The following is a 24518-nucleotide window of genomic DNA, read 5'->3' as shown; positions in this document are numbered from 1 at the left end:
GAAGTCACACAGGTGGACGCTGTCGATGACGCCTTTGGAGTGGATTTACAGATTGTGGTCGAACAACCGACTCTCTCCCACAATCACACAGCAACTCTGAAATCAACGGTCACAAACACTGGCGATTCAACAGGGCGGTTTCGACCTGCCTACTATAAAGGTTCGAGTGGGGGAAGCGGAACTGCAGGAATTCTCTTGTACTCACTGACCGCGCCAGATAGCCCGCCTTCAAATTACACTCCCGAATGCATTGGGACGAGTGGAAAATCAAGCGACCAACTCGTTTGGACGACAGAAAGCCTCCCACTTACCGAATTACAGCCAGCTGAGACAATGAGTAACCGCTTGATTGTCGTTGACGACCCCACTGAAGAAGGGTGTATTCCGCCGGGTACGTACCAATTTGAAACTGCATATAAGATTGGTGAGTCACAAGATGCGTCTCCCCAGTTCACGTGGGGGTTCACACTCGAAATCACTGCTGACAGGTAAAACGCACTCACCGATGACCCTGTGTTGTGTTTCACAGAGCGTCTGAACTTAGTCCTCGCCAGCACCGACCACGAGCACCGGCACAGAAGCTTCGCGGACGATGCGGTCGGTGACGCTCCCAAGTAAGAAGCGAGACAGCCCCTCTCGACCCTGTCCGAGCACGATGAGGTCGATGTCGTTTTCGTCCGTGTAGCTCAAAATCGCCTCGCGCGGGTCGTCGTGAACGAGCGTCGTGACGGTCGTCACACCCTCGTCTTCTGCCCGCACTTCCGCTTCTTCGAGCGCGCTCGCTCCTTCTGCTTCTAGCTCTTCGCGGAACTTTCCGAGGTTCGGTTCTTCTAACAGGTCGAGTCCGCGTACTTCGACGGCGAACAGCACGTGGAGGCTCGCACCGTACGTTTTCGCCAGGTCAATCGCGTGTTCGACCGCTCCCGCGGTTCCCTCGTGGCCGTCTACCGGCAGTAAAATGTGTTCGTACATACGCCACCCTGCATACCTGTTGGATGGCTACGGTAATGAATCTAGGACGATTCGACCGTATTCCGGAGCGTGCCGATGCCCTCGTACCAGATCTCGATTTCGTCGCCGGGTTCAAGCCCGCCCGGATTTGCGGGGCTGCCAAAGGAGATGACGTCGCCGGGTTTGAACGTAAAGCGCTCTGAGAGGAACGCGACGATGTCGAGCGGGTCGAACAGCATGTTCTCGGTGTGGTCTTCTTGGCGGGTCTCGCCGTTGATTTTCGTCTCCATCGCCAGATTCGCGGGGTCGACATCGGTCGCAATTACGGGGCCGAGTGGCGCAGAGCCGTCGAACGCTTTGCGCGCCGTCCGTCGCGGTTGGTCGAGCGCGTCGAGGTCGTTCAAGATGGTGTAGCCGTGGACCACGTCAGGAATCTCTGCTGGGGTGATGTCGTGGCACTCCTCACCGATGACTGCCGCCAGTTCGCCTGCATACGTCAGGTCGTTCGTGAAGCTTGGATACGGAATCGGCTGGTTGGGATGGTGCAGCGAGACGGCGGGCTTGATGAAGAAGTCGGGTTCGTCCGGGATTTCGTAGGACATCTGCTCGATTTTCTTCGCGTAGTTGCGCCCGACGCAATAGAACGTCGACGGCTCACTCGGCGCGAGCAACGTCGCGTCTTCGCCGACCTCGTAGGCTCGCTCGTTGTGCATGACGACGCCGTCATCGTACTCGCCAGTAACCACGCCGTCGGGCGTGCGAACGCGGGCTAGGTGCATGCGCGAGAAATCTCGGAGCGCTCGTTTACGTGTTATGCTTGCGGCCTAACTGGCCACATCGTGCGCAGTGTTATCACGTTAGCGCGCGTACATCTTCCCATGGGTGACCGACGTCATTACGAATTCGAGGGAATGCGCCCGAACGTTCACGAACACGCCCACGTCAGCCGGGAATCGACGCTCATCGGTGATGTGACGGTGGAAGCTGACGCGAGCGTCTGGCCCGGTGTCGTCCTCCGTGGCGACATCGGCCCGGTCAGAGTCGGCACGGAATCACACGTCGGCGACAACGCCGTGGTTCACGCGTCGAACATCGGCACCCGCGTCATGGTCGGCCACGGGGCGGTCATCAACGAAGCCACCGTCGAAGACGGCGCACTCGTCGGCTTCAACGCCGTGTTGAACGCAGGCGTCGTCGTCGGCGAGAAGACAATTGTCGCCTCCGGTTCCGTTGTTCCAGAGGAGTACCACATCCCACCAGAGTCGTTTGCTCGCGGCGTGCCCGCCATTGTGACGCCGCTGTCTGAGACCACCATCGACCCGGAGACCATCTTCACCGACTACTCGTCGGGCGAGTACACGAACCTCGCAGAGCGCTACACCGACCTGTTCGACTGACTTAGCCAGTTCGTCGCCCGGTCAACTCCATCACTGATAGTTCGAACAGCGCAGGCTCCAGTTCCTCAGGGGCTTCTCCGAAAATTCTGAGCGGGATGAACGCCTCGTTTATGTCCGCGTCCGGGTAGGCCTCGTGTTCGGCTGCGTCTAATTCGCGGAGCGGCCCGCGGGCGATGATGCTCCACGAAGTGTCCGGCGGTTCGTAGTCGTAACAGGTGAGACACGCAGACGCCGTCGTCTCGATGAACGACATCTTCTCGCTGTCGGCGTGGCGACCAAGCCGGATGATAAAGCGCTCGCCGTCGTAGTGAAACGCCACCGGAATCGCGTAGGCACTGCCGTCACGCGAGAGGCCGAGGACACCCGTGTTGGTCTCTTTGAGAATCTCCTGAACATCCTCCTCAGTCATCCCGTGGGTGTAGGTGTACTCGATGTGGTCACCCGTCATGCGGCGACATCGACCTCCTCAATTAGCTCAGGACGGTCGTTGCCGGGGTTGTTGACTGCCGTCGAGACGGGGTAGGCGCGCAGGTCGTCGCCCGGGTACGGCTTGAGCAGGTCGGACACGTCGGCTGCGTCGCCGGTGAGCCACGCGGCTTCGGCCTCTGGTTCGAGGATGACAGCCATCCGGTTGTGGAGCGGTCGTATCACATCATTGGGTTCGGTCGTGATGATGGTAAAGCTTTCAACCGGTTCGACCGCCCCGTCCGGCGTCCCACTGCCAAAATCACCGAGGCCGGTCTGTTTCTGCGGTGGCTTCCAGCGCTCCCACAGCCCCGCCATCGCAAACGGCCGGTCGTCTTCGAAGGCGACGCGGTAGGGCTGTTTGTCGGTGTCCGTCTTCGCCCACTCGTAGAAGCCGTCTGCGAGGACGAGACAGCGACGCTGCTCGTAAGCGTCTGCAAAGCTGCGTTTCTCGCGGACGGTCTCTGCGCGCGCGTTGATGAGGTTGTTCCCCACCTTTGCCTCTGACGCCCACGACGGAATCAGCCCCCAACGGAGGGTTCGAATCTGGTCGCGGGCGGTGTTCTGAATCACGGGGAGGTCTTGGCTCGGCGCGGCGTTGTACCGCGGTCGATATCGGCGCTCGAAGCGGGCATCGAAACGCGCTTCGACCTCCTCAGGCGGTGTAAACAGGCTGTATCGCCCACACATGACAGCACAGAGGCGTTCCAGTCGGTTAAACGCTCCCCGAATTTTGGTGTGAGTTTGGTGCAATTCCGCAAAACCACCATAAGCATCGCGCCCGAACAGGTGGTATGAATCGACGACGCTTCCTCACGGGAACCGCCATCACCGGGCTCACGGCGCTCGCGGGCTGTCTCGGCAGTGCTGGGGATACAGGGCCGACAGACGGCGGTGGAGACGGGGGCGGTGAAATGCACCCGGCGCTCGGGAATGTAGACGTCCAACCCGTCCTCGGCTCTGCAGACCAGGAAGCGCTCATCGTCGCCTACGAAGACCCATCGTGCTCTACGTGCCGCCGGTTCGAGCAGAACACGCTCCCGGAACTCAAAGCAAAGCACATTGACACCGGAAACGTCGCGTTCGCGTTCCGGGTGTATCCAATCATCTACCCGTGGGGAAAGCCCGCCGTCCAGGCGCTCGAAGCCACCTACGCCCGCGACGAGGACGCCTTCTGGTCGCTGAAAGACCACTACTACGCAGACCAGCCGTCGTTCTCGGAAGCGAACGTCCTCGAGAAGACCGAGCAGTTCCTCGCCGCGGAAACCGACCTCGACGCGGCCGCCGTCGCCCAAGACGCCCGCGACAAGGCGTACGACGACGCCGTGCAACTCGACCTCGACTCCGGCAAAGCCGCCGGTGCGAGCGCCACGCCAACGTTCTACCTGTTCCTCGACGGCGAACTCCAAACGTCGGTACAAGGCGCACAAGACGTACGGGTGTTCGAAAACGCCCTCCAGCTATGAGCCGCGTCCGACTGCCGACCCGCGGGCGCGACTGGCGGCTGATGGCGCGAACCGCCCGCCTCGTCGTCACGATTCCGCTCTACGCAGTCGTGACGCTCGTTGGTGCGTTCTTTGGCCTCACGTTGTTTGTGTTCTCACTCAACCCAGACCTCGTCGGCTTCGCGCTGTTCTCGGGGTCGCTTCCACTCGCAAACCAACTCGCCTTGCTCTCGGGGCTCTACCCCTTCGTGAGCGAGTCGTTCGACCTGCTCACCGGGTCGGTTCTCGTCCTCATCGCGCTCCTCTTTGGCGTCGACATCGCGATGGTCACCTACCACCTGCGCGAACACGACCTCTCGGTGCGCCAAGGGAGCTCCGGCGTCGCGGGGCTCATCCTTGGGACGCTCGGCGCGGGCTGTGCGGCGTGCGGGTCTGTCCTAATCGTCGGCATTCTCTCGCTGTTCGGTATCTCTGTCTCGCTCACCTTCCTCCCGCTCGACGGCCTCGAATTCGCCTTGCTCGCGTTCGTCACGCTGCTGCTCTCCATCTACTGGATTGCAGAAGGCATGCGCGGCGGCGAGATAAACGGCTGCCCCGTGGACTTCTAGGGCGAGCATATATAAGTGATTGCGAACCAATCACATGGGTAAGAGGGGTCATGAGTACGGAGCTTCCAACGTTCGAGATTCCACAGCGCCCGCGACGCGAGTATTCGAGAGACGGCGGCGTTACCTTCGCGGGACAAACCATTTTCACGCTCACGCCTGACCCCGAACAGGAAGACGCCCACCTCAGAACCCTCGTCGTCTCCATTCTCGACGATGACCCGTACACCTACGGCGACTGGTTCGACCTGCCGATGCCACTGTTTCTCGTTTATGACCGCGACACGGGCGACGTGTTCCGGGTCGCCATCCGGTCCGGTGCGGTGGAGTTTCACGTCCTCCCCGCGACCGAGCCACCGGGTTTACAGGCGCTCTATCAGCGCCTGACGGCCGCGACGGAGTGTTCATGGACGGTTGCCTGTCGGTTAGCCGAATAAGGAATTTGGAGTGTGTCACACGCGGACAGCCGACAGTATCCCACAACCGTCTTATCACCCCGCCCCCGAGGTGTTTCCATGAGCGTTTCGAGTGAAGTCGAACTTGAGGGCCACATCATCGACTCGGGGATGATGCAGGCGTGTTTCGGCATCATCATGGACTTCAACGGCTGGTTCAACGTCGAGGAGTTCGACATTGGCCGCCAGAAGACGGACGAATCTTACGCCCGGTTAACGGTGTCTGCGGAGACGGAAGAAGATCTGAGCCGCATCATGCACGAACTCCACCAGTCGGGGGCGAACCCCTCTGACGTGCGCGATGTGGAACTCGACCCCGCCCCCCGTGACCAAGTCGTCCCGATTGGATTTTACTCGACCACGAACCATCCGACGTGGGTTCGCTACGAAGATGAGTGGCTCGCCGTCGAAGACATCGAGATGGACTGTGCGGTCGTCATCGACACCGACGAAAAACGCGCCTACACGAAGGTGCTCAACGGCATCGAGGAGGGCGACCTCGTCGTCACCGGCGAATCTGGCATCAAGGTCAAACCCCCAGAGCGCCCCCGCGAGGCAGGCGGTGCGTTCGGCTTCATGCAAGGTGGCATCTCTTCTGAGCGACCCTCGCAAACGACCATCTCGAACATCGCGGACGCGATGCAGAAAACGAAAGACGAAGGCGGGAAAATCATCGCTGTCTGTGGCCCGGCGCTCCTCCACTCCGGCGCCGGCCCCGCGCTCGCCGAACTCGTCCACGAAGGCTATATCGACGGCATTTCTGCGGGCAACGGCTTCGCTGTCCACGACTTAGAGCGCGACCTATACGGCACCTCGCTCGGGATGGACGTCGAAACGTTAGACCACCCGCGGAAAGGCCACAAACATCACATCTACACCATCTCGGAGATCATCCGCGCGGGCGGCATCGAAGCGGCCGTCGCGGAGGGACTCATCGACTCTGGCGTGATGTACGAGTGCGTCACGAACGACGTGCCGTTCGTCCTCGCCGGGTCCATCCGCGACGACGGCCCGCTCCCCGACACCATCACCGACTCCATCGAAGCCCAGAACGCCATCCGTGAGCAAGCACGGGGCGCCGACATGGTGCTCATGCTCTCGACGCTGCTTCACTCGGTGGCCGTCGGGAACTGCCTGCCTTCCACGACGAAGGTCGTCTGCGTGGACATCAGCCCCGCGACCGTGACCCAACTGCTAGACCGCGGCAGCGCGCAGGCTGTTGGCATGGTGACTGACATCGGGACGTTCGTCCCGATTCTCAAAGAAGAGTTGCTCGGTTAAATCCCCGAAACCGTAGACCGGAAGGCCTTGATCTCTTCGTGGGCCTGTTCGATGGCTTTTTTCTGGTCGTCGTCAACCTTCGCTTTCACCTCGTGGAGCGCGTTCTCGATGCGGGCGAGTCGGCCATGGTCTGGGCCGCGCTCTTGGCTCGCGAATGTTCCGACCTGTTCTGCGATGCCGGACAGTCGCTCTGCGAGGGTTTCGTCGTCTAGGTCTGCGGCGATTGCTGTGAGTTGGTCGCTTGCTGCTTGAAGGTGCTCTCGGCTCATACCTATCCGTTGGGTACAGACGACAAAAATGGTTTGTCTGCTTACTGGGAGAGCGGTACCGAAACGACAGGCCGACTCGAACTCAGGAGGATGTCCTGTGCGGTCGAGCCGAACACGACCTTCCCCGTCGGACTGCGCTTGCGGATGCCGATGACGACCTCGTCGACGTCGTTTTCTTCGGCGAAATTCTTGATGTCCTCTGCGGCTGCGTTGCCCCGGACGAGCTGGTGGGACTCCACCGTCAGCGTGTCGCCCAACGACTCTTCTATGTACTCGATGGCGTCACGGCCGGCGAACACGTCTTTGTCGTCCGTGTCGTCGCCGCCAAACAGTGAGTTTACGGCGAACACCGTGTCGCCGTCAGTTGCGCGCGCTTCGAGGTACGAAACGAGTGCCTCGCTCGTGGTGACGTCGTTCGTGCCGACGAGAAATCGAACCATGTCAGAAAATTGGGTGTGGAGACCTTAAATGTGTCCGACCGGGTGGTTCCGTGGCTCACACCCGCATTCGCGACTGTGGCACAACCCTCATCCGGGTTCCGTCGGCCAGAAACAGTCGGCTGAGAGAGGTTTTTACGGGTGGCCTGAGACGGCTTTCCTATGGACCCCAAGAACTTCTTGTTCTGTTCGCTCGATGCCGCCCTCATCGGCGATATTGCGTGGCAGGTGGCCGAGGAGGGCCACGACGTAAAGTACTACATCGAAACCGAGGCCGACCGCGAAATCGCGGACGGATTTGTCGAAAAAACCGATGACTGGGAGGCGGAAATCGACTGGGCCGACGTCATCATCTTCGACGACATCTGGGTCGGTTCCGAGGTCGGCACCGGACAACTCGCAGAAGAGTTGCGCGCACAGGGCAAAGCCGTCGTCGGCGGGACACAAAACACAGACCGGTTAGAAGACGACCGCGGCTACGCGATGGAGATACTCAGAGAACACGACGTCAACACCATCCAACACCGCGAGTTTTCCGATTTCGACGCGGGCATCGAGTACATCAGAGAGAATCCTGGCCCGTACGTCATCAAGCCGCTCGGTGAGGTGCAGAACGTCAAACGCTTGCTGTACGTCGGCCGCGAAGACGACGGCAGCGACGTGGTGGACGTGCTTCGCGCCTACAAGAAAGCGTGGGGCCACCGGATGAAGGGCTTTCAGCTCCAACGCCGCGTCTCGGGCGTCGAAATCGCCGTTTGTGGCTTTTTCAACGGCAACAAGTTCGTCGAACCCATCAACTTCAACTTCGAGCACAAGAAGCTGTTCCCGGGCAACATCGGCCCGTCGACCGGCGAGATGGGGACCTCGATGTTCTGGACAGGGCGCAACAAACTGTTCCGCGAAACCCTCGGCAAACTCGAAGACTGGCTCGCAAACGAAGGCTACGTCGGCAGCATCGACATCAACTGCATCGTCAACAGTTCGGGCATTTACCCGCTCGAATTCACGCCACGCTTTGGCTACCCCACGATTGTCCTGCAAGAAGAATCGTTCAAGACGGAGACTGGCGAGTTCTTCTACAAACTCGCACACGGCGACGACCCCGAGTTGCAGGTGCACAACGGCTACCAGATTGCAGTTCGCATCTGCGTGCCGCCGTTCCCCTTTGATGACGACAAGACCTTTGACGAAAACTCGCGCAACGCGGCCATCGTCTTCGAGACCGACGACCGAGAGGGGATCCATATCGAGGACACGAAGAAGGTAAACGGCCAGTGGCGCGTCGCGGGCACGTCAGGAATCGCCATCATCGCCACGGGAAAGGGGCCGACGATGCGTCGGGCACAGGAGAAAGCCTACGGCCGCATCGAGAACATCATCATCCCGAATCTGTACTACCGCGACGACATCGGCCGGCGGTGGATTGAGGGCGACGGCGACCGGCTGCTCGCGTGGGGCTATCTCGGGCCGTAGACAATTCGACGCACACGACACAACGAGATTTTTAGCCGTCGTCCGCTTCGGCTGCGACCCCACGGAACCGCTGGACGGCAAGCGAGGTATCCGGCGGAACGACGCGGTGCCGTGTGGCGGTTGGCTCCTCACGAGGCGTGCCCGACTCGGCGGTCGGTGCAGAGTCGGCGGTTGCGCGACGGTGAATCCGTTGCTGAAGACGGTGGAGCTGTGCGCCGCGAACCGGCAGGAGCACCGCGTTCGCCCGGTCTTGTCTGAGCAGGTTTCCGAGGCCAAGCGAGAACCCAATTCTGCCTATCAAAGCCGGACGTCCAGCGTCGGCCGTCGTGACCTGCCGCGTCCCCCAATGGGTCGTCCGGAGTGTCACGAGCGCGTAGAGCAACAGCGGGAGGTGAACGGTGAAGAACAACACGCCGTACAGTGGGGCGATGAGGAACGTCCCGAGGTGGCGACGGCTGTAGGCGAGATTCCTCAGGTACGCCATCACTGCAATCGCAAGCAGGTACATCCCGAGGCTTGCGAGCGCGCCGAGGACGAACACGCGATAGAGCATCGTCCCGACGCCGACGCCGAGCAAGGCGAGCGGCAGGCTCAACTCCACGACCATGAGCGCGGCGAGGACGATGCTTCGTTTCGGTGCCCACGCGAGCGCCAGCAGTGATTCGCGCCAGAAGCTCCGCATCCACCGCGTCTGCTGGCGAACATACGTCGGAAACCCGTCTGGGGCGGCCGTCCACGCTTGGGCGGTTGACTGGAATACCACCTTTCCGCGTTTGAGGGCGTGGGCTGTCAAGTGGCGGTCGTCGCCGTAGTGACACGGTTTGCCGAGGAACTTCTGTTCGACGTAGGCTGTGAGAACCTCGCGCACAATGTCTGCACGATATGCGCTGAACACGCCGGTACAGCAGGTCGTGATGCCGAGCACCGACTGTGCGCCGCGGTCTACGTTGAACGAACTCCAGTAGCGCATGTCGATGAGCCGGGAGAGCAGGGTGCGTTCGCGGTCGAGAATTTTCGGATAGCCGGTGACGGCGGTCACGCCTTGGTCTGCAAATGGTTTGACCAGTTCAGCAAGCGCGTTCGGTTCGAGAATCGAATCGGAATCAACGGTGACAAACAGGTCGCCGGTCGCCCGCGCGAAGCCGTAGGCCTGTGCGTGGCGTTTCCCTCGATTTTCCGGGAATCGGTGGGCGACGATGCGCGAATCGCGCGCCGCGTACTGGTTGATTGCGCGCCATGCCCGCTTGTCTTCGCTGCCGTCGTCCGTGATGAACACCTCGGCCACGGGATACGGCTGGTCGAGAATGCTGTCGAGACAGGCCCGCATCAGCGCCGGGTCTTCGTTGTACGTCGCGATGATGACGCTCACCGGAGGCGTCGTAATTGCCTGTTCGAAGGGCCGGTACCTGCAGTAGCCAACCAGCTTCAAACTGAGATACAGCGCGACGACGATGCCGTACACGCTGAGGGGGAGTCCTCCCTGCATCAGTCGGGTTCCTCGTCGACTTTCTTGGGTGCGTTCAGAGCCACGTTATTGGCAGGCGAACCCGGTGGATAGGTAGTGGACACGCTGCGCTCAGACTAGAGATGCGTTCTATGCTGTTTGCTATCGTGTGACTACCACTATGGTAGGCTAAGATTTCACGCGCCGACGTGCCAACGTGCCAACCGGACCCGCTGGCAATTCGAACGAGCATACGTCGCACACCTTACTGGTTGGGGAGTTTCCCAAACCCGCGCAAATCTCTATAACCCTGAGAAACGTCAACTGAATTATTGTTCCCGCATGGTACACCGCCACTCTATAGCCAAAAGTAAGGCCATCCACCGTCGGACTGGCAAGACGTTCTACTATGCGACGAAGCTGCTCCCAAAGCGGATTCGTCACGCAACGTACGTCTTGTACGCCTTCTTCCGCATCGCAGACGAAGTCGTAGACAGCGAAAACGACCTCACGCCCGACGCCCAGCGTCGGCGGTTGGAGACGCTCCGCGACGAGGTACTCGGCCGTCGAGAGACTGACGACCCCGTGCTCCTCGCCTTCCGCGACCTCTGTACGACCTACGACATCCCAGATACAGAGGTCGAAGCGTTCATCGACGCGATGTGCGCCGACATCGAGAAAGACCGGTACGCGACCTACGACGAACTCGAAACGTACATGCGCGGGTCTGCGGCCGCCGTTGGCCGGATGATGACCTGTGTGATGCAACCCGAGGAGCCAGACCGCGCCCTTCCCCACGCAACTCGCCTCGGTGAGGCGTTCCAACTCACCAACTTCCTGCGCGACGTGGGCGAGGACATCGTTGACCGCGACCGCATTTATCTCCCGAAGACCACCCTCGACACCTTCGGCGTGAGCGAGACCCAAATCGAGCGCCGCGAGTTCACGCCAGAGTTCGCAGACGCTATCTCCTCGGAGCTAACTCGCGCAGAGGAACTCTACCGCGAGGGCGTCGCGGGGATTCGCTATTTGCCGGAAGACAGCCAGTTCGCCATCTTGCTCTCTGCGATTCTCTACGCCGACCACCACCGTCTCATCCGCGAACAGGGGATGGACACGCTCACCCAGACGCCGTCGCTCTCTGCTGTGCGAAAGCTCAGACTCATCGCCGAAACTCGGTGGCAGTGGCTGTGGAATTCAGACCCCGAAGCCGTCTTCGAGAAAGTGAGCACGGCAGGAACGACGCAGTCGAGGCCACCCGAACCCACGGGCACGCCAACGCAAGCGCGCTAGCTGTGTTTCGATTTTTGTGACCTGACGACCGGGCCAACCGCGAAGTCAAAGCGGTCGAGTCGGAGCAAGATGAGCGCGAACCCAGCGGCCAGTGCGGCGGGAATCCAGTTGCCGAAGTAGCCATTGATGACCCCCCACAGGATGGCGAAGCTCACGAGGTCGTCGAGCATGAACGAGCAGGTGTCGAGTCGGTTTTTCACCCGGTCTGCATGGAAGCCCAGTTCGATGAGTGACACTGCAATGGTGGCGGAGAACACCCATCCAAGGTAGTTCGAGAGCGGCACGTCGTAGTACGCGCCACCGCCGACGTACGCCCAGAAGCCGAGGTCAACGGCGGCCGGGTCGAGTACGAGATCCATCACGAGGACGATGCAGATACCTGCAAGAATCCGACGGAGGCGAGTGGTTGCGCGCGGCCCAAGCAGGAGCAATCCGAGCAGATAGCTGTTGAGTAGCAGTGGAAAGTAGAAGATGGGCAGCGCGAGAGGGACTTCGCCGAACAGCATCGGCCCGAGCGCGAGTTGATACGAAAACTCGCCGTAGGGTAGTCCCGTTCTGACGCCGACGAGTTCGACGGCGTAGGTGAAGGTGGCGAGTGCGACGAGCGCAACGGTCGCCCGGCGAGTCACAAGCGGCGTCAACCCGGCGATGAGCGGCAGGCGCATCACGAACGTCGCCGCGACGAGCAAGAACGGATTGAGCGCGAGTTCCTGCGGGACGTAGCCCTCGCTTCCGAGGATGAGCAGGAAGGTTCCAACGAGCGGGAAGACGACGGCAATCGTGAACCGATTTGCGTGGACGAGCGCGTCGAGTCGCTTCGACACCTCAGACGCCACCGACGAACCTCCAGAGACCGCCGAGGGTGAGCACCATCCCAACGACGGTGTTGACGGCGGGATACCACCAGTAGGCGCGGTTGACACCCACCCCAGCTACAACGATACCGAACACGAGCAGCGGATAGAGCGCGAGCAGCGCACCGAGCAGGGGATGGACGAGCGCGAACGCGATGGCCGCCACAAACCAGCAGGCTGCACAGTACACGTAGGTTAGCCGCTGGCCGAGCGCGGTCGCCGTCGTCCGGATGCCTGCCGCACGATCTGGTTCGATGTCGGGAATCGCAGAGAAGGTGTGCATCCCCATCGTCCAGAGCCACCCGCCCACGATGGCGAGGGTTGGCGGCAGGTCGCCCGCGAGTGCGGTGTACGTGACGACGGCGGGCAGGATGTACAGCCCGTTCGAGAGCGAATCGAGCAAGGGCGTCGTCTTGAACCGGAACGGCGGCGCGCTGTACTCGACGGCGAGGAAGTAGTACACTGCGAGGACGGCGAGTGCGAGCAGCGGGAGGAACGGGACGAAAACGAGTCCAAGCAGCCCCGAGACGAGAATCGCGGCCAGCACGCCACGGTCGCCCGAGTACCTGACTTCCTTGTTCTCTTTTTTCGGGTTTTCAACGTCCACCTCGCGGTCGAAGATGTCGTTTACACCGTACAGAAACACGTTCGCCGGGAGCAGGAAATACACGAAGAGGGCGACGCTAAGCGGCGCGAACAACGCGTCGAGCGAGCCTGCGCCGTAGGCCGCCCCGACGATGACCGGTCCGGCGAGGTAGAACCAGAATCGCGGCCGCGAGAGTCTGAGGAGGTAGCCACTCAGCGTGGACGCTCCGGGGAGCGCGTTGGTGAGCACGTCGGTCGCGCGCGAAAGCGTCGAAGTTCTCATAGCGGCGAATCGTGAATGACGGCGTTCGCGGCGTGTTCGCCGCTGATGAGACACATTGGGACGCCGATGCCGGGGGTGGTAAACGACCCAGTGAAGTAGAGGCCGCTCACCTTCTTCGAGCGGTGTGGCGGGCGGAGCAGGGCGGTCTGTCTGAGCGTGTGAGCGAGACCGAGTGCGGTTCCTTGCGTGCTGTTGTACCGGCTTGCGAAGTCGCGCACGCAGAACGACTTTTCGAAGACGATGCGGTCGTGGAGGCGGACGCCGGTGTTCGTTTCGATGTCGTCGAGGATTTTCGCGCGGTATTGGCGGCGGAGTTTCGGCGTGTCGGTCAGTCCGGCGGCGATGGGGACGAGCGCAAACAGGTTGCTGTGACCCGCAGGAGCCACGGTGTCGTCCGTTTTCGAGGGGACACAGAGGTAGTACGCGGGGTTGTCCGGCCACGCAGGCCGGTCGAAGATTTGCTCGAAGTGTGGGTTCCAGTCTTCAGGGAGCACGAGCGTGTGGTGGGCGAGTTCCTCTACGTCGCCTTCGACGCCGAGGTAGAGCAAGAACGCGGAGGGGGCGTAGGTTCTATCCTCCCAATAATCGGCCGAGTACTGGCGTTCGTGTTCGGGGAGCAGGTCTTGTTCCGTGTGGGCGTAGTCGGCGTCCGAGACGACGAGGTCTGGGTGATACTCGTCCTGTGTCGTTTCGACGAGGAAGCCTTCGCGACGGCGGGTCACTTCCGTCACCTCGCAGTCGGTGACGAACTTCACCCCGAGTTCTTCGGCGAGTTCGACGATGCCGTCTATGACTGCGCCAATGCCGCCTTCGGGGTAGTAGACGCCGAGGTTGAAATCGACGTGGCTCATCATGTTGTAGAGCGCGGGCGTGTTCTTCGGCGAGCCACCGAGGAACACGAGCGTGTACTGCATTATCTGCTGGAGTTTCGGGTGCTCGAAGTAGTCCTCGACGTGATCTTGCATCGAGCCGATGAGGTTGAGGCCGATTGGCGCAGCCTTGAGCACGGACGGGTCAACCCAGTCGCGGAGGTTCGGGCGGTCTTTGTAGACAAACTCGTTCATCGCAACCTCGTAGTTGCGCTTGCTTTCTTCTAAGTAGGCGTCGAGCTGTGCGCCCGCGCCGGGTTCGTACGAGTCGAACACGTCTTTCACCTGCTCGCGGTCGGGCGTGATGTCCACCTTGTCGCCGTCTTTGAAGAAAATCCGGTAGTGTGGGTCGAGGCGGTCGAGTTCGTAGTACTCGGAGGGAAGTTTGCCGAAGTGACGGAAGAATCGCTCGAACACGTCGGGCATGAGGTACCACGACGGCCCCATGTCGAAGTGAAAGCCGTCTTCGGTGAGGCGACTGGCTCTGCCACCGAGTTGTTCGTTCTTTTCTAAAACCGTGACGTCGAAGTCAGCAGAAGCGAGGTAGCACGCAGTCGAAAGGCCGCCGACGCCGCCACCGATGACGACGACCGACTGGCGCGAGTCTGGACTCATGAGATACTCTACATGTTCTACGATGATAAGGAACCACCCCAACGAGACAGGGAAATCGCCTTATTGCCCCGGTTCGCACGCATCCGTATGCAAGAGTACACGGCGGTCATCACCGGCGCGACCCACGGCATCGGGAAGGCAGTCGCCCACACATTTGCCACCGAAGGCGCACACGTGGTCGCCGCCGGACGCGACGCAGACGCGCTCTCGGCTCTTGTCGATGAACTCGACGCAACAGCAGGCGACGTGACCACGCAGCGAGCAGACGTGCGCGACGAGTTCGACGTGGAGTTCCTGATGGAGACCGCTGCCCGGGTGAACGGCAACATCGACCTCGTCGTCGCGAACGCCGGGGTGTATCACGGTGCTCCCGGCGAAACGCCGCTCACCCACGAGTCCTACGCCGCCTTCGATGACCATCTCCGGACGAACGCCCGCGGCGTGTTCTCGACCATCCGCGAAGCCCTTCCGCACCTCGCAGACGACGCCCGCATCCTCGTCACCTCGGGGTCGGTCGCGCGCGAGTACACACCGGGATACGGAAGCTACGCCATCTCCAAGGCAACCGCCGAAGCCCTCGTGTTTGGATTTGCCGCCGAACTCGACCACCCCGTGGGAATCGTCGACCCCGGCGCGGTCGAAACCGACCTCGCAGGCAGCGGACGGGCACCCGAAACGGTCGCGCCGATGTTCTACTGGGCCGCAACCGAATGCCCGGCAGAAGCTGTAGACGGGAAAATCGTCGGCCTCGGCGACTGGAAGCGCGCAACCCGGTGAACCGACGAACTTATTAATTACAACCACTGCGTTAACAACATGTCTCAGCCCGGAGTTTCCGCGCCCGCTCGAACCTACGTCGGGTACGCGGGCGTGCTCGCGTTTATCGTCCTCTCAGGGCTCGCCGTCACGGCGGGCCTCTGGAAGGTGCTCACTATCGGGTGGGTTGCCTTCGCCGCAATGGCCGGTGCCGCAATCCCGGGCAAGCGCGCTGCCGCCTCGAAACACGCCGGTCGCCTCGTCTGGGGCTACGGCCTCGCCGCAGGCGCGATGGTCACGAGCGCCGCCGTCTTTCTCCTGCCCCAAGCGTTCGGCTTCGACCCCAAGATTGGTGGCTTCGGTGTCGCCGCGGGCATCCTCCTCGGCTTCGCGTCCCACACCGTCGGCCACCGCCTCGCCCACCTTGACCTGCCCTTCGACGCGACCACGGCCCACCTAACCGCCCACTCGCTCACCGCGGGCATCATCATCGGCGTCGTCTACGCGACGCTCCCCGAACTCGGCCTCGTCCTCGGCCTCGCCATCGTCTCGCACAAAGGCCCAGCAGGCTACGCCGCCGCTCGCCGCCTTGCGGCAAACGACAAGTCCACCTCGATTATCCTGCTCCCCGCCGCAGGCGTCGGCATCACGGCCATCCTCTCGGGACTCGTTGCCTTCCCCGAGTCCGCCCAACTCAACGCCGCCGTGTTCGGGTTCGCCGCCGGAATTTTCCTCCACATCGCCATGGACTTTCTGCCCCGGTGTGAGGTCGGCGGCGAAGTCGGCGAAGTTGCGAAACTCACCGACGACGCCCACGCCCTGCTCGACCGCTTGCGGGTACATGCCGTCATCAGCACCTCACTCGGTGCGTTCGCGGTGCTCCTCGCGTGGCTGGCCGTTGCATAACACTGCACGCTCCTTTCTCTCACGTCGTGTCACGCTACGAATGCTCAAACATTCGTGCAAATTTAAATAATTAGAATACTAACATTTTCTATGCTTATCCAATCGCTGTCATCCCGCTCAATTCATCGAGTCCTCGTTGAACTCGGCGTCGTTGGCGCGATGTTGGGCGTGGTCTACCTCTGGCGTCAGGGATTGCGGGCGATAGCACAATCGCACACTTCAGTACTTGGCTCCGTGTCGGTAGTCGGCGGCTTTGCCTCTGGCTTCATCTTCCTCGCTGGACTCATCGTGTTCATCGCGGCGTATGCGTCGATTCGAGACGTTTGGCCGGGGCTGTCACTCCCCGCTCGACCCAACCGCATCGCGCTCGTGCTCGCCGGGATTGGCCCCCTCGCATTCGTCGCCCTCACCAAACTCGTTGGCGTGCTCACCGGGATACCGTACCGGACGCTCACCAAGACCTCCTACGCCACAGACGCGGCGCTTGCACCGATATTGCTGATAATCGGGTTAGCGGTGGTAATTGGCGTCCCAACGCTCGTCTTGATTTGTCAGGTGCTCGTGCAGGGAACGCTCCGGCAGGTGTTCGACGGGACTGCCACCGTCATCCTCACCGCAGTGCTCGCCGGAGTTGCGATGGTGAGTACGACTGGCGGTTTTGCGCTGGCTCCCGACCTCGGAAAACTCGTCGGGACGTTTCTGCTCGTGCTCACACTCGGCATTGCGCTGTACGCCACGGCGCGCACGCAGCGCGCCTCGATTCGGTATCTCGCGTACCTGCCGCTCGTGTTGCTTGCGGTGGTCATTCTCGTACCGGGCATCAACGCCACCGACTCCGTCGCGGAAGGCCTGTTCACGCTCACACACCTCGCGGTGTTCGCTATCGCCGCCTACACCTACGAGCGGAGTGACTCGCTCCTGCCCCCTGCAGTCGCATACCTAAGCCTCTCGCTCGCTAATTACGCGGTCGTCCTCGGCTTCGAAACGCAACTGCTGTTCTAACTCAGAGTTCTTTCAACGTGTCCGGGTCGTCGAGTTCCCAGAGCACCTGCGGCAAGAACGCGTCCAGATTGTCGATGACCTTCCGCTCGCTCACGTCGAGTCCCTCGCAGTGTTCGTGGGCCGACTCCCGAACCGAGACGTGAATCTCGCCGTCTTCGACCGTTACCTGCAGGGGGAACACCGAACACCGCGCTGGCTTCCAGTCGTGTTCTAAGTGGAGTTCGCAAAGCCCGTCGTCGCGCAGGAAAAAGCAGGCTTGGCCCTCCTCGTTTACGTGCTCCGCACGATTTTTCTGCTCGCGCTTGACGAAGTTCTCCCCCCGGAACGTCGTCGTCGCCTCGTTCAAGTCGGCGTGCTTTGCGAGTTCGAAAAAGTCCGGCTCATAGAGGAGCACGCCGTGGGTACAACACCACGTACACTCCTCTATGCACTCGAAGGTGAGCGAGGGGTCGAAGTCCACGACCGCCTCACAGCCCGGATGCACCTCGACTCGTCGCTCGTCTGTACTCACGTTCGGGTGTGAGGCGTTTGGAGAGAAACCCCTTTCGCAATCAGTAACGCTTCTCGGTTGGTTACGAGAGGTAGGCCATGACGTCGGTCGAGGAAACCATCCCGACGTAGTCACCGTCAACGACCGGGAGGTGTTTGATACCGTAACTGGTCATCATCGCGGCGACCTCCTCCATGTAGAGGGTTGGCGTGGCAGTTTCGACGTTGGTGGTCATCACGTCAGCCACGGTCAGCGTCGAGATGTCACGGCCGTCGGCAACGGCGTCGAGCACGTCCGTACTGCTGATAATCGCTCGTGGCGTGGTCTCGACGACCAGTGCGTTGATGTCTTTTTCACGCATCTGTTTGGCGGCTTCCATTACCGTTGCACCCTTCGAAATCGTCTCAAGCGGTGTGGACATCACGTCTCTGACCATCACCTTATCTTTAGAACTCATACCGCTAGTACTCGCGGCGGTGATTACTGTGTTTTGCTTCGAGCGAGTGACCGTTTGGCTCCGATACCTCAGCTATACCCTCGCCACCGATGCCCACACTCCATACACTTGAAAAAGCGCGTCGGCGGCTCGTCCGCAGACCCGGTCTGCTTGATGGTGTACCACGCCCGGTCGTGGCCGCACTTTTTGCACTCTTCTTTGGCGGTTGGTTTCCCCTCGTCTGCGGCCTCTTCGCTGGTCTCGATGACGTCGTCGAAGGTCTGCTTTTCGGTGCTGACGAAGCTCTTTGCGGCCGCTTTGTCCTTTGGCACGCGCGCGCCACAGCTCTTGCACACCATCTCGTCGCCGTCTGCGTGCATCATGGAGCCACACTCGTCGCAGAATTGCATGGACGCGGGTTGTCGCTCTGCGTAAAAAAGGGTTAGCGCTCTGCTTCGAGTTCGCGGCGCTGGGCGACGACGGGGCAGTTTCGCACTTTGAAGTGGCGCATATCGGTCTGTTCGAGTATTTTCGTCCCGTCGTGGGTACAGCCGACCTCTGGCGGTGCGGTAAAGTGCTCACAAGACTCGCAAAAGGCCTGTTTTTCGACGACGGCCTCCTCGAGTTCTTCCGACCCGTTCGTAATCGTCATGTCGTCTGTGTCCGCGAGGGCGTCCCAGAGGTCGTCGTCCGCGAGGGTGCTCGCCTCCGCGTCGGTTAGTGATTCTTCGTCGAGTTCGGAAAGCGGGTCTTGTACCTCGTGGCTTGTCTCCGCGGCGAGTTTGTCGAAGATGTCGCGGTCGTCGCGTGTCATTGGTTGTTGCCTCCGGGGGCAACTTCGACCTCGCCGACGACCTCTGCGAGCACGTCTAAGTCAGTCTCTTCGTCGGTTCCGGCTTCGAGTTCGGGGCGAGTGTTCACGAGCCGTGGCGAGCGGATGAGCCACGTCCCCGGCTCAATGTCGGTGAACAGGTGGCCACAGCCCGGACAGGTCGGGTCGTTCAAGAGCGCCACGTCGATTGGTGCACCACACGCGTCGCACTTCGCCGTACGCACCCCGTCCTCTGCTGCAATCTCTCTGAGGGTTGTGAGGAGTCGCTCGCGCTCTGCGCGCTCTGCGTCGGTGCGTACCACTTTGCGCATGTCGAGCGTGACGCGAGCGACGGTTTGGAGCTTCGATTCGAGCTCTGCGATTCGGTCGCGGAACGCCGTGTGTTCGTCCGTGCGCGTACTGGCCTCGCGGTCTACTTCCGTTGCAAGCTGGTCAACCTCGTCTTGGAGGCTGGCCACCGACTGTTCGAGGGTTTCGACGGTCGAGAGTTCGGGATGGGTGTGGTCGCTCGGCGCTTTTGCGTCTGCTTCCTTTTTCACTTGAATGACGCGCGCTCGCACGTCACCGATGAGTGATTCGAGCTTCTCGTCGACGTCACCAACTTCCGATTCCAGTCGCTGTGTGAGCGTCGCTTCGACCGACGCAAGTTGGTCGCTGTTCACAGCATCGCGTTGGTCAAGCGCCGTTTTGAGATCGCTCGCGGCGTTCTCGTCAGTCAGTCGATACGCCGCGAGTAACTGAACGAGTAGCGTTTCGTGTGACACACCGAGCGCATCCGTCTTGGCAGTGAGCCACTCATCAAGCGAGTTCGGTATCCGCACGGCCACGTCCCTCGATTCCTCACCCTCCATTCACTGTAGATATTGGAACAATCACCTTAAACGTTCCTTCAAACTTATCTGATTTTCTGCACATTACTAATATCGAACCCGGAGTCATTAATTTCGGTTTCGAACCGAACGATATTTTCTGCCTCGATACGCGGGAGGATGCCGCGGAACTGTTTGACGAACATGGTTCGCGCCCGACTCGACCCGCCGGTTTCCCACGTAAATTCCATCGTCCCATCAGTCGCTTCGACCAGTTGTTCGTGCTCTTCTGGCTGAACCGTCTCCGCGTTGATGTAGAGCAAGATGAGCCCCTCCCACTGGAACGCAGCCTTCTGGAGACCTTTAATAATCAGCGTGATGTCAGCCCACTGGCGCTCATCGGAGACGGTGTTTACGAGGTCGGTGAGCGAGTCGATGACAACGAGGTTGCCGCTTGCGACGCGGTCGAGACAGTTCGAAAAGGCGGTGAGCACGCCTTCTGAGTCGTGCGACGAGCCGAGACCTTCGATTGTGAGTGCTTTCTCTGCGTACCACTCTCTCGGCACCTGACTCTCGTTGAAATACTCGTCTGAGAGGTCGTGGAACGTGATTGCCTCGACGCTTTGTTCGACGATTTCTTCGTCAATAGTCAGCCCAATCTCACGGGTGAGTTGGGCTTCGTCTGCAGTAAAGGACAGATAGTGAACTTCGTCTGGAAACACCGTCTCCGGTTGGACGTCGCCATAGTAGAGGTCGAACAGTTCCGTATCACCGTTTGCGAGCCCGTTCATCACGGCGCTCGTGTACATGAACTCTCGTGCCCCTGCGCCTGCTTCACCAGACAGCAAGACAACGCTCCCTGCGGGTGCGCCACCGTCGATGATGGAGTCGAGCCGCGGGATGCCAAAGGGGATGCGCTTCATACCGGGCTATGGCAGGCCTTCCGCTTACGTGTTACTCCGATAGAATGTCCGCGCCAGTGTTTCGACCGCGCGAGACGAACACGTCACCCGACACCGAAACGGCGTCGAGCGCCTCGCGTGCCACCTCGCGGGCGGCCGCCGCGTGCTCCCGGTCGGTCACGCCGAACACCGCAGGCCCCCACGACGACTGGCCCGCACCCGACACCGCCCCGCTCGCAGTCAGTCTGTTCACGAGTTCCCCGAGCGGTGGCCGGAACACGCCGCCCTGCTCATCGGCGTACCACGCGCCATTGAGGCGGCTGATGGTCGCCACCGCCGCGCCGAAGGTTCGCCAGTCGCCCTCTGCGACCGCGGGCAGGACGCGCCGGGCAATCTGCGTCGAAATATCGTCTGCAAGCACCGGGTCTGCGTCCTCGACGGCCGTCCGGATGCTCTCGTCTTCGTTCGCACCGCTTCGTCCCGAGGGGATGTCCGGAATCACAACGACGAACCGCCAGTCTGCGGGGATGTCGTGGCGCGCTGCGACCGCGGGCACGTCCCATTCGCCGTCCGCCGGGCGGTTGGTCGTGAATCGCTCCGTCGGGTGGCCCGCGTCGAAGATGAACCCACCCGACTCGAAGCCCGCCACCCCAATACCGCTGCGGCCGCCTCGGCCGAGCGTCGGCGCAATCTCGCGCACGGAAACCTCCCGTCCGTTCGCTTCTGCGACCGCTTTGAGCGTGGCGAGCGCGAGTTGCGTCCCGCTCCCGAGGCCGACGTGTCGCGGCAGTTCTTCGTGAACCGTCACGCGCGCGCCGGGGACGCCGAGTACGGCGGCTGCTTCCTGTGCGTAGCGGGCGGCGACCGGGTGGTCACACACTACGCCGTCTGCGGGGTGAGCTTCGACCACCACGCGTGGCTCTGCGAGCGTGACGCCGACGCCGCCGTAGAGGCGCGCGTGCGCAAGCGAAAGGTTGCTAAAGCCAAAGTGGAGACGTCCACCGGTCGTGACCCGCACCATGGCCGTCGCTTGGCGGGGTTGTCGTATCGGGGTTTCGACAGTGGCAACTTGCTATTTAAAGTAGCCGTCGTCGGGTCGCCGGTTCAAGACAAAGTAATCGAGATAGCCGCGGGCGTAGGTGAGAAACAGCCCGACGTAGCCCTGGTCGGTCTGGCGGCGCGTCGAGGTGTACACCGGACAGTCCTTGTCGTAGACGACGCGCCCGAAACGTTTCATCCGTAGGGACAACTCGGTGTCCTCCATGAACGGGATTTCCTCGTCGAAGCCGCCTGCCTCCAGAAAGGCCGTCCGGCGATACGAACAGTTGTTCCCCGACTGCTGGACGAAGCCGACGGGCCACGCCGCGCGATACCAGTAATCGGAGAGAATCTTGAACAGCAGCCGGTGTTTCGTGCTGTCTCCTTGTGGCCGGAGCGGGCCGCCAACGCCCGCTACCGCAGCGTCTGTGTAGTGACGCCGATGCTTTGCCACCCAGTGATTTGGGACGACGGTATCCGCGTCGGTGAAACAGACGACTTCTGCGGTGGCCGCGCGTGCGCCCTGATTGCGGGCGGCGCTCGGCCCGTCTTCTGCTTCATCTTCTAATATCCGGTCTACGGCGTCGTGGCCTTCTGCAATCGCGGCAGTGTCGTCGTCGCCGCCGACCACGACGATGACCTCGGCCTCTTGCCCGTCGAGTGAGTCGAGCGTGCGGCCAATCGAGTCTGCCTCCTCGTAGGCGGCGATAACGACGGCAGCGTCGGGCCAGTCGGCGTTCATCACCCTGCCTTCCCGCCCCCGTCGTCAAAGGTGTTCTGTTGTTTCGGAATGACAGCAACATCTGTTCAGGTGCGGCCTTTTAAGAACCTCCGTGGCTACCTCCGCGTATGAGCCACGGTCACAAGCAGAAGCTTGAGAAACCAGAGGGGCTTCCCTCCCGCGATGTCACCGAGGGGCCAGAGCGAGCGCCCCACCGCGCCATGTTCCGCGCGATGGGATTCGACGACGAAGACCTCGCCTCGCCCATGATTGGTGTCGCAAACCCCGCCGCCGACATCACGCCGTGTAACGTCCACTTAGATGACGTTGCAGCCTCTGCCATCGAGGGCGTTGACGAATCGGGCGGCATGCCGATCGAGTTCGGCACCATCACCATCTCTGACGCAATTTCGATGGGCACAGAGGGGATGAAAGCCTCGCTCATCTCCCGGGAAGTCATCGCCGACTCGGTCGAACTCGTCGCCTTCGGGGAGCGTCTCGACGGCCTCGTCACGGTTGCAGGCTGTGACAAAAACCTCCCGGGGATGATGATGGCATCCATCAGAACCGACCTCCCAAGCGTCTTTCTCTACGGCGGGTCCATCATGCCCGGCCACCACGACGGCCGCGACGTGACCATCGTCCAGGTGTTCGAGGGCGTCGGCGCGTACGCCACCGGCGACATGAGCGAAGAAGAGTTAGACGAGTTAGAGCGCCACGCCTGTCCGGGTGCGGGTTCCTGTGGCGGGATGTTCACCGCGAACACCATGGCCTCCATCAGCGAGGCGCTCGGCATGGCCCCGCTCGGCAGCGCAAGCGCCCCGGCAGAACACGACGAACGCTACGACGTGGCCCGTCGCGCCGGCGAACTCGCCGTCGAAGTCATTCGCGAAGAACGCCGTCCCTCCGATATTCTCTCCCGGAAATCCTTCGAGAACGCCATTGCCGTCCAGACTGCCATCGGCGGCTCGACCAACGGCGTGCTCCACCTGCTTGCGCTCGCCCGCGAGGCAGGCATCGACCTCGACATCGACGACTTCGACGAAATCTCTCGGCGCACGCCGAAAATCGCCGACCTCCAACCCGGCGGCGCGCGCGTGATGAACGACCTCCACGAAATCGGCGGCGTCCCAATCGTCATCCGTCGCCTGCTCGACGCCGGGCTCATCCACGGCGACGCGCTGACTGTGACCGGGCGCACCATCGCAGCGGAACTCGACCAGCTTGACCTGCCCGCAGACGAGGACATCGACGCCGACTTCCTCTACACCGTCGAGGAGCCAAAACAAGCAGAGGGAGCCATCAAAATCCTCAAAGGCAACCTCGCCCCCGACGGCGCGGTGCTCAAAGTCACCGGCGACGACAAGTTCCACCACGAAGGCCCCGCTCGTATCTTCGAAGACGAAGAGGACGCGATGGCCTACGTCCAAGAAGGCCACATCGAGTCTGGCGACGTCATCGTCATCCGCAACGAAGGCCCACAGGGCGGCCCCGGCATGCGCGAGATGCTCGGCGTCACCGCCGCCGTCGTCGGCGCGGGCCACGAAGACGACGTCGCGCTCATCACCGACGGCCGGTTCTCCGGCGGGACGCGCGGTCCGATGATTGGACACGTCGCCCCCGAAGCGTTTGTCGGCGGGCCAATCGCCGTGCTCGAAGACGGCGACACCGTCACCGTCGATATCCCGGAACGTACCCTCGACATCGACCTCTCGGACGACGAACTCGCTGCCCGCCTCGATGAGTGGGAGGCACCCGCACCGAACTACGACTCGGGCGTGCTCGCCAAGTACGGCCAGCTGTTCGGGTCGGCTGCAATCGGCGCGGTGACCAACCCCGCCGCAAAGCACGACAACTGAACATCCGGCATCGACCCGAACAATTCAGCAACCGGAACAATTTGGA

The 24518-nt window shown here is 61.6% G+C and carries 29 protein-coding genes; 11 read left to right on the top strand and 18 right to left on the bottom strand.

All coding sequences use genetic code 11. From position 1 onward, the window contains the following. Window positions 1-540: 540 nt before the first annotated feature. Window positions 541-972, bottom strand: a complete 432-nt coding sequence (locus tag V5N47_RS04120; protein ID WP_338729585.1) for a universal stress protein — start codon at window positions 970-972, stop codon at window positions 541-543. Window positions 973-1013: 41 nt separating this feature from the next. Next, window positions 1014-1730 carry a fumarylacetoacetate hydrolase family protein gene (locus tag V5N47_RS04115; RefSeq protein ID WP_338729584.1) on the bottom strand — a complete coding sequence of 239 codons (717 nt, stop codon included), beginning with the start codon at window positions 1728-1730 and terminating at the stop codon, window positions 1014-1016. A gap of 99 nt (window positions 1731-1829) precedes the next feature. Between V5N47_RS04115 and V5N47_RS04110 the strand changes: the two genes are divergently transcribed. Beyond that, on the top strand, window positions 1830-2348 hold the full coding sequence (locus V5N47_RS04110) for a gamma carbonic anhydrase family protein (RefSeq protein WP_338729583.1): 519 nt from the start codon (window positions 1830-1832) through the stop codon (window positions 2346-2348). 1 nt (window position 2349) lies between these two features. On the opposite strand, the gene V5N47_RS04105 is transcribed toward V5N47_RS04110, so the two are convergent. Together V5N47_RS04105 and V5N47_RS04100 are read right to left on the bottom strand one after the other, a co-directional pair. Beyond that, window positions 2350-2796: a pyridoxamine 5'-phosphate oxidase family protein gene (locus V5N47_RS04105; protein WP_338729582.1), complete on the bottom strand. Its 447-nt coding sequence runs from the start codon at window positions 2794-2796 to the stop codon at window positions 2350-2352. Beyond that, a complete protein-coding gene (locus V5N47_RS04100) occupies window positions 2793-3503 on the bottom strand; it encodes an SOS response-associated peptidase (protein ID WP_338729581.1) in 711 nt (236 codons plus the stop codon). Before V5N47_RS04100 ends, V5N47_RS04105 begins: the two co-directional genes overlap by 4 nt. A 104-nt stretch (window positions 3504-3607) precedes the next feature. Between V5N47_RS04100 and V5N47_RS04095 the strand changes: the two genes are divergently transcribed. The 4 genes from V5N47_RS04095 (at window position 3608) to V5N47_RS04080 (ending at window position 6599) form a co-directional block, all read left to right on the top strand. Beyond that, window positions 3608-4279, top strand: coding sequence for a thioredoxin domain-containing protein (locus V5N47_RS04095; protein ID WP_338729580.1), 672 nt, complete (start codon window positions 3608-3610; stop codon window positions 4277-4279). Beyond that, a complete protein-coding gene (locus V5N47_RS04090) occupies window positions 4276-4866 on the top strand; it encodes a hypothetical protein (RefSeq protein WP_338729579.1) in 591 nt (196 codons plus the stop codon). The genes V5N47_RS04095 and V5N47_RS04090 overlap by 4 nt, the downstream gene beginning before the upstream one ends. Before the next feature lie 50 nt (window positions 4867-4916). Then, complete coding sequence (locus V5N47_RS04085; protein WP_338729578.1) at window positions 4917-5300, top strand: hypothetical protein; 384 nt, start codon at window positions 4917-4919, stop codon at window positions 5298-5300. A gap of 78 nt (window positions 5301-5378) precedes the next feature. After that, window positions 5379-6599 carry a TIGR00300 family protein gene (locus V5N47_RS04080; protein ID WP_338729577.1) on the top strand — a complete coding sequence of 407 codons (1221 nt, stop codon included), beginning with the start codon at window positions 5379-5381 and terminating at the stop codon, window positions 6597-6599. Here V5N47_RS04080 and V5N47_RS04075 read toward each other — a convergent pair. Together V5N47_RS04075 and V5N47_RS04070 are read right to left on the bottom strand one after the other, a co-directional pair. Further along, window positions 6596-6868: a hypothetical protein gene (locus tag V5N47_RS04075; protein ID WP_338729576.1), complete on the bottom strand. Its 273-nt coding sequence runs from the start codon at window positions 6866-6868 to the stop codon at window positions 6596-6598. The two genes, V5N47_RS04080 and V5N47_RS04075, sit on opposite strands and share 4 nt — an antisense overlap. Before the next feature lie 41 nt (window positions 6869-6909). Continuing rightward, the gene (locus V5N47_RS04070; protein ID WP_338729575.1) at window positions 6910-7308 is read right to left on the bottom strand and encodes a universal stress protein; all 399 of its coding nucleotides are present in this window, start codon (window positions 7306-7308) and stop codon (window positions 6910-6912) included. Window positions 7309-7467: 159 nt separating this feature from the next. Here V5N47_RS04070 and V5N47_RS04065 point away from each other — a divergent pair, with 159 nt between their 5' ends. Further along, window positions 7468-8778 (top strand): phosphoribosylamine--glycine ligase, encoded by a 1311-nt coding sequence (locus V5N47_RS04065; RefSeq protein ID WP_338729574.1) that lies wholly within the window; start codon window positions 7468-7470, stop codon window positions 8776-8778. A gap of 31 nt (window positions 8779-8809) precedes the next feature. On the opposite strand, the gene V5N47_RS04060 is transcribed toward V5N47_RS04065, so the two are convergent. Next, window positions 8810-10264 carry a glycosyltransferase gene (locus V5N47_RS04060; RefSeq protein WP_338729573.1) on the bottom strand — a complete coding sequence of 485 codons (1455 nt, stop codon included), beginning with the start codon at window positions 10262-10264 and terminating at the stop codon, window positions 8810-8812. Window positions 10265-10564: 300 nt separating this feature from the next. Here V5N47_RS04060 and V5N47_RS04055 point away from each other — a divergent pair, with 300 nt between their 5' ends. Continuing rightward, entirely contained in the window at window positions 10565-11515 is a 951-nt protein-coding gene (locus V5N47_RS04055; RefSeq protein ID WP_338729572.1) for a phytoene/squalene synthase family protein, read from the top strand. On the opposite strand, the gene cruF is transcribed toward V5N47_RS04055, so the two are convergent. From cruF to crtI, 3 genes are read right to left on the bottom strand one after another with little or no spacing between them, the layout of a single operon-like run. Continuing rightward, window positions 11512-12351, bottom strand: coding sequence for a bisanhydrobacterioruberin hydratase (cruF, locus tag V5N47_RS04050; RefSeq protein WP_338729570.1), 840 nt, complete (start codon window positions 12349-12351; stop codon window positions 11512-11514). The two genes, V5N47_RS04055 and cruF, sit on opposite strands and share 4 nt — an antisense overlap. After that, window positions 12341-13237, bottom strand: a complete 897-nt coding sequence (locus V5N47_RS04045; protein WP_338729569.1) for a prenyltransferase — start codon at window positions 13235-13237, stop codon at window positions 12341-12343. Before V5N47_RS04045 ends, cruF begins: the two co-directional genes overlap by 11 nt. Beyond that, window positions 13234-14721: a phytoene desaturase family protein gene (gene crtI, locus V5N47_RS04040; RefSeq protein ID WP_338729567.1), complete on the bottom strand. Its 1488-nt coding sequence runs from the start codon at window positions 14719-14721 to the stop codon at window positions 13234-13236. The genes V5N47_RS04045 and crtI overlap by 4 nt, the downstream gene beginning before the upstream one ends. An 87-nt stretch (window positions 14722-14808) precedes the next feature. Between crtI and V5N47_RS04035 the strand changes: the two genes are divergently transcribed. The 3 genes from V5N47_RS04035 (at window position 14809) to V5N47_RS04025 (ending at window position 17385) form a co-directional block, all read left to right on the top strand. Continuing rightward, on the top strand, window positions 14809-15498 hold the full coding sequence (locus V5N47_RS04035; protein WP_338729565.1) for an SDR family oxidoreductase: 690 nt from the start codon (window positions 14809-14811) through the stop codon (window positions 15496-15498). A gap of 39 nt (window positions 15499-15537) precedes the next feature. Beyond that, window positions 15538-16383 carry a ZIP family metal transporter gene (locus V5N47_RS04030; protein ID WP_338729564.1) on the top strand — a complete coding sequence of 282 codons (846 nt, stop codon included), beginning with the start codon at window positions 15538-15540 and terminating at the stop codon, window positions 16381-16383. Between the two features lie 90 nt (window positions 16384-16473). Continuing rightward, window positions 16474-17385, top strand: a complete 912-nt coding sequence (locus tag V5N47_RS04025) for a hypothetical protein (protein WP_338729563.1) — start codon at window positions 16474-16476, stop codon at window positions 17383-17385. A gap of 1 nt (window position 17386) precedes the next feature. Here the strand turns inward: V5N47_RS04025 and V5N47_RS04020 are convergent, their stop codons facing one another. From V5N47_RS04020 to V5N47_RS03985, 8 genes are all read right to left on the bottom strand, one after another. Then, complete coding sequence (locus V5N47_RS04020; protein ID WP_338729562.1) at window positions 17387-17896, bottom strand: hypothetical protein; 510 nt, start codon at window positions 17894-17896, stop codon at window positions 17387-17389. A 61-nt stretch (window positions 17897-17957) separates the two neighbouring features. Further along, window positions 17958-18332 (bottom strand): CBS domain-containing protein, encoded by a 375-nt coding sequence (locus tag V5N47_RS04015; protein WP_338729561.1) that lies wholly within the window; start codon window positions 18330-18332, stop codon window positions 17958-17960. Window positions 18333-18400: 68 nt separating this feature from the next. Then, the gene (locus tag V5N47_RS04010; protein WP_338729560.1) at window positions 18401-18721 is read right to left on the bottom strand and encodes a transcription factor S; all 321 of its coding nucleotides are present in this window, start codon (window positions 18719-18721) and stop codon (window positions 18401-18403) included. 32 nt (window positions 18722-18753) lie between these two features. Then, a complete protein-coding gene (locus tag V5N47_RS04005) occupies window positions 18754-19125 on the bottom strand; it encodes a hypothetical protein (protein ID WP_338729559.1) in 372 nt (123 codons plus the stop codon). Next, complete coding sequence (locus V5N47_RS04000) at window positions 19122-19994, bottom strand: hypothetical protein (protein ID WP_338729557.1); 873 nt, start codon at window positions 19992-19994, stop codon at window positions 19122-19124. The genes V5N47_RS04005 and V5N47_RS04000 overlap by 4 nt, the downstream gene beginning before the upstream one ends. A gap of 44 nt (window positions 19995-20038) precedes the next feature. Then, entirely contained in the window at window positions 20039-20875 is an 837-nt protein-coding gene (locus V5N47_RS03995; RefSeq protein ID WP_338729556.1) for an HTR-like protein, read from the bottom strand. A 31-nt stretch (window positions 20876-20906) separates the two neighbouring features. Beyond that, entirely contained in the window at window positions 20907-21875 is a 969-nt protein-coding gene (locus V5N47_RS03990; RefSeq protein ID WP_338729555.1) for a beta-ribofuranosylaminobenzene 5'-phosphate synthase family protein, read from the bottom strand. Window positions 21876-21926: 51 nt separating this feature from the next. Beyond that, the gene (locus V5N47_RS03985; RefSeq protein WP_338729554.1) at window positions 21927-22634 is read right to left on the bottom strand and encodes a glycosyltransferase; all 708 of its coding nucleotides are present in this window, start codon (window positions 22632-22634) and stop codon (window positions 21927-21929) included. A 107-nt stretch (window positions 22635-22741) separates the two neighbouring features. Here V5N47_RS03985 and ilvD point away from each other — a divergent pair, with 107 nt between their 5' ends. Beyond that, window positions 22742-24472 (top strand): dihydroxy-acid dehydratase, encoded by a 1731-nt coding sequence (gene ilvD, locus V5N47_RS03980; protein WP_338729553.1) that lies wholly within the window; start codon window positions 22742-22744, stop codon window positions 24470-24472. Window positions 24473-24518: the final 46 nt, after the last annotated feature.

This window comes from Haladaptatus sp. DJG-WS-42 (genome assembly GCF_037198285.1).
Classification (GTDB): domain Archaea; phylum Halobacteriota; class Halobacteria; order Halobacteriales; family Halococcaceae; genus QDMS2.
The sequence above is the reverse complement of the archived record's forward strand: the minus strand, read 5'-3'. Positions and strand labels throughout refer to the sequence as shown.

Coding starts and splice junctions, on each gene's coding strand:
- V5N47_RS04120 (WP_338729585.1), bottom strand. CDS start 972: ATGTACGAACACATTTTACTGCCGGTAGACGGCCACGAGGGAACCGCG.
- V5N47_RS04115 (WP_338729584.1), bottom strand. CDS start 1,730: ATGCACCTAGCCCGCGTTCGCACGCCCGACGGCGTGGTTACTGGCGAG.
- V5N47_RS04110 (WP_338729583.1), top strand. CDS start 1,830: ATGGGTGACCGACGTCATTACGAATTCGAGGGAATGCGCCCGAACGTT.
- V5N47_RS04105 (WP_338729582.1), bottom strand. CDS start 2,796: ATGACGGGTGACCACATCGAGTACACCTACACCCACGGGATGACTGAG.
- V5N47_RS04100 (WP_338729581.1), bottom strand. CDS start 3,503: ATGTGTGGGCGATACAGCCTGTTTACACCGCCTGAGGAGGTCGAAGCG.
- V5N47_RS04095 (WP_338729580.1), top strand. CDS start 3,608: ATGAATCGACGACGCTTCCTCACGGGAACCGCCATCACCGGGCTCACG.
- V5N47_RS04090 (WP_338729579.1), top strand. CDS start 4,276: ATGAGCCGCGTCCGACTGCCGACCCGCGGGCGCGACTGGCGGCTGATG.
- V5N47_RS04085 (WP_338729578.1), top strand. CDS start 4,917: ATGAGTACGGAGCTTCCAACGTTCGAGATTCCACAGCGCCCGCGACGC.
- V5N47_RS04080 (WP_338729577.1), top strand. CDS start 5,379: ATGAGCGTTTCGAGTGAAGTCGAACTTGAGGGCCACATCATCGACTCG.
- V5N47_RS04075 (WP_338729576.1), bottom strand. CDS start 6,868: ATGAGCCGAGAGCACCTTCAAGCAGCAAGCGACCAACTCACAGCAATC.
- V5N47_RS04070 (WP_338729575.1), bottom strand. CDS start 7,308: ATGGTTCGATTTCTCGTCGGCACGAACGACGTCACCACGAGCGAGGCA.
- V5N47_RS04065 (WP_338729574.1), top strand. CDS start 7,468: ATGGACCCCAAGAACTTCTTGTTCTGTTCGCTCGATGCCGCCCTCATC.
- V5N47_RS04060 (WP_338729573.1), bottom strand. CDS start 10,264: ATGCAGGGAGGACTCCCCCTCAGCGTGTACGGCATCGTCGTCGCGCTG.
- V5N47_RS04055 (WP_338729572.1), top strand. CDS start 10,565: ATGGTACACCGCCACTCTATAGCCAAAAGTAAGGCCATCCACCGTCGG.
- V5N47_RS04045 (WP_338729569.1), bottom strand. CDS start 13,237: ATGAGAACTTCGACGCTTTCGCGCGCGACCGACGTGCTCACCAACGCG.
- crtI (WP_338729567.1), bottom strand. CDS start 14,721: ATGAGTCCAGACTCGCGCCAGTCGGTCGTCGTCATCGGTGGCGGCGTC.
- V5N47_RS04035 (WP_338729565.1), top strand. CDS start 14,809: ATGCAAGAGTACACGGCGGTCATCACCGGCGCGACCCACGGCATCGGG.
- V5N47_RS04030 (WP_338729564.1), top strand. CDS start 15,538: ATGTCTCAGCCCGGAGTTTCCGCGCCCGCTCGAACCTACGTCGGGTAC.
- V5N47_RS04025 (WP_338729563.1), top strand. CDS start 16,474: ATGCTTATCCAATCGCTGTCATCCCGCTCAATTCATCGAGTCCTCGTT.
- V5N47_RS04015 (WP_338729561.1), bottom strand. CDS start 18,332: ATGAGTTCTAAAGATAAGGTGATGGTCAGAGACGTGATGTCCACACCG.
- V5N47_RS04010 (WP_338729560.1), bottom strand. CDS start 18,721: ATGCAATTCTGCGACGAGTGTGGCTCCATGATGCACGCAGACGGCGAC.
- V5N47_RS04005 (WP_338729559.1), bottom strand. CDS start 19,125: ATGACACGCGACGACCGCGACATCTTCGACAAACTCGCCGCGGAGACA.
- V5N47_RS04000 (WP_338729557.1), bottom strand. CDS start 19,994: ATGGAGGGTGAGGAATCGAGGGACGTGGCCGTGCGGATACCGAACTCG.
- V5N47_RS03995 (WP_338729556.1), bottom strand. CDS start 20,875: ATGAAGCGCATCCCCTTTGGCATCCCGCGGCTCGACTCCATCATCGAC.
- V5N47_RS03990 (WP_338729555.1), bottom strand. CDS start 21,875: ATGGTGCGGGTCACGACCGGTGGACGTCTCCACTTTGGCTTTAGCAAC.
- V5N47_RS03985 (WP_338729554.1), bottom strand. CDS start 22,634: ATGAACGCCGACTGGCCCGACGCTGCCGTCGTTATCGCCGCCTACGAG.
- ilvD (WP_338729553.1), top strand. CDS start 22,742: ATGAGCCACGGTCACAAGCAGAAGCTTGAGAAACCAGAGGGGCTTCCC.